Annotated in this window: 1 protein-coding gene; it reads left to right on the top strand. The window is 78.4% G+C overall.

Going from position 1 to position 2,932, the window contains the following annotated elements:
• Window positions 1-2,932 (top strand): SDR family NAD(P)-dependent oxidoreductase (locus ACTUAL_RS20320; protein WP_440901366.1); only part of this gene is annotated, 2,932 nt, incomplete at both ends.

The raw sequence follows: 2,932 nt of genomic DNA, 5'->3' as shown, positions 1-2,932 counted from the left end.
CCCTCGCGACCGGCGCGCCCTGGGAGCACCGAGCCGTCGTCCTCGGCGACGTGCGCGCCGGGCTCGCGGCGGTCGCGGCCGGGCGGACCGCGCCCGGCGTCGTCACCGGGGTCGCGAAGCCGCGCGGCCGGGTCGCGTTCGTGTTCCCCGGCCAGGGCGGGCAGTGGGCAGGCATGGGCCGCGAGCTGCTCGCGCGGGACGAGGTGTTCGCCACCCGGATGGCCGAGTGCGAGCGCGCCCTGGCGCCGCACGTCGGCTGGTCCCTCCGCGAGGTCCTCGGCCGCGACGAGCGGCTGCCCACCGAGGTGCTCCAGCCCGTGCTGTTCGCGCTCGCCGTGTCGCTGGCCGAGGTCTGGCGCTCCTGCGGCGTGGTCCCGGACGCGGTCGTCGGGCACTCGCAGGGCGAGCTGGTCGCCGCGTGCGTCGCGGGAGCGCTCCCGCTGGCGGACGCCGCGCGGCTGGTCGTGGCCAGGGCGCGGGCGATCGCGACCGGCATGGCCGCAGGCGCGGTGCTGTCCGTGCCGCTGCCCGAGGACGAGACCCTGCGGTGGATCGCCGAGTGGGACGCGCCGGTGGAGGTCGCGCTGGTCAACGAACCCGGCGTCACCGTCGTCGCGGGCGCCCCCGACGCGGTCGGGCGGTTCGCCGCGGGCTGCGCGGCGCTGGGCGTGCGCGCCACCCGCCTGGAGCTGGACTACGCCCCGCACACCACCGCCGTGGACGCGGTCCGCGCCGAGGTGACCGCGCTGGGCGGCACCCTGGTAACCCCTGCCACGCCGTGGTTCTCGGCCACCACCGGGACCTGGGTCACCGCCCCGCTCGCCGCGGGCCACTGGTACCGCAACCTGCGCGGGACCGTGCGCTTCGAACCCGTCGTCCGGGCGCTCGCGGCGGAGGGCTTCGACACCTTCGTCGAGGTCGGCCCGCACCCGGTGCTGGGCGGGCCGCTGCGCGTCGCGGGCGCGCTGGTGGTCGGCACGCTGCGCCGGGGCCAGTGCGGACCGGAGCGGGTGGCGCGGTCGGCGGCCGAGCTGTTCGTCGCGGGCGCGGACGTGGACTGGCGGCGCTTCCTGCCGGACGGCCCACCCGGCGCGCTGCCGCCGTACCCGTTCCAGCGAACCAGGGTCTGGGCCGAGCGCCTGACCCCGGCCCCCACCGGCCACCCGCTGGTGACCGCCGTGGTGGAGGACCCGGAGACCGGGGGACGGGTGCTCGCGGGCCGGGTGTCCACGTCCGCGCAGCCCTGGCTGGCCGACCACGCGCTGTCCGGCGCGCCGGTGCTGCCCGCCACCGCGTGGCTGGACCTCGTCGCGCGCGCGGGCGAGCGGGTGGGCTGCCCGGTGGTGGACGAGCTGCTGATCACCGAGCCGCTCCCGCCCGAGGACGCGGAGGTCCGGATCCGGATCGGCGCGGCGGGCCAGGACGGTCGGCGCGAGGTGGCCGCGCACGCGCGCGCCGCCGCCGGGTGGGTCCGGCACGCGTCCGGCCGGGTGGCCCCGCAGCCCGAGGACGCGCCGGACGTGCCCTGGGCGTCGACCTGGCCGCCCCCCGGCGCGGAAACCCTTGCCGTGTCGGACTTCTACGACCGCGCGGCCGGTCTCGGCTACGACTACGGCCCCGCGTTCCAGGGCCTGCGGGCGGCGTGGGGGCGCGACGACGAGGTGTTCGCGGAGGTGGAGGGCCCCGGTGATCGGGGCTTCGCGCTGCACCCGGCGCTGGTCGACGCGGCCGTGCACACCGCGCTGCTGCTCGGCGACTCCGGGGTGCCGTTCGCGTGGAACCGGGTGGTGCGGCACGGGGCGGCCAAGCGGGTGCGGGTGCGGCTGGCGCGCGAGTCCGGGTCGCTGCGCGCGGAACTGGCCGACGAGAACGGGAAACCCGTGCTGGTGGTGGGTTCCGTGGTGACCAGGCCGGTGGACGAGCACCCCGGCTACGAGGTCGGGTGGACCCCCGCGGACGGGAGCGGCGAGGCGACCGGGTCCCAGGTGCTGCGGGTCCAGGACGCGCCCGACCTGCCGGAGCCGCACCGGGCCCGCGCGGTGGTGTGCGGGGTTCTCCTGGCGCTGCAGCGCTTCCTGGCCACCCATGGGCGCGGCCGGCTGCTCGTGGTGACCCGAGGCGCGGTGGCGGTGCGCCCCGGCGAGCCGGTCGACCCCGTGGCGAGCGCGGTCTGGGGCCTGGTGCGCAGCGCCCAGGCCGAGCACCCCGGCCGATTCGCGCTGGTGGACGAGCTGATCGACGGCGTGCTGCCCGACGGCGTGCTGCCCGACGAGGAGCAGTGCGCGGTCCGCGACGGCGAGGTGCTCGTCCCCAGGCTGGTCCGCGCCCGCGCAGGCGCACGCCGGGTGCTCGACCCGTCCGGGGAGGTGCTGATCACCGGCGGCACCGGCGCCCTGGGCGCGCTCGTCGCCCGCCACCTCGTCGCGGCGCACGGCGTCCGCAGGCTGGTGCTCGTGTCCCGGCGCGGCCCGGACGCGCCCGGCGCCGCGGACCTGTGCGCCGACCTGCGCGCGGCCGGGGCCGCGGTCGAGGTGCTGGCCTGCGACGTCGGCGACCGGGACTCGGTGCGCGCCCTGGTGTCCGGCCGATCCCTGACCGCCGTCGTGCACGCCGCCGGTGTGCTCGCGGACGGCGTCCTGGAGGGCTTGACCCCCGAGCGGGTGGAGGAGGTGTTCCGCGCCAAGGTGGACTCGGCGCTGCTCCTGGAGGAGGCCACCCGTGACGCGGGCTTGGCGGTCCTCGCCCTGTTCTCCTCCATCGCGGGCGTGCTCGGCTCGGCGGGCCAGGGCGCCTACGCCGCCGCGTCGGCGTTCCTGGACGGTCTGGCGCACCGCCGCCCCGACCTGCTCTCCCTGGCCGGGGGTCCGTGGTCGGGCGGCATGATGGCCGGTCTGGGCGCGTCGGACCTGGCCAGGCACCAACGGCTGGGCGT

The sequence above is a fragment of the Actinosynnema sp. genome, from assembly GCF_052038725.1.
The sequence above is the reverse complement of the archived record's forward strand: the minus strand, read 5'-3'. Positions and strand labels throughout refer to the sequence as shown.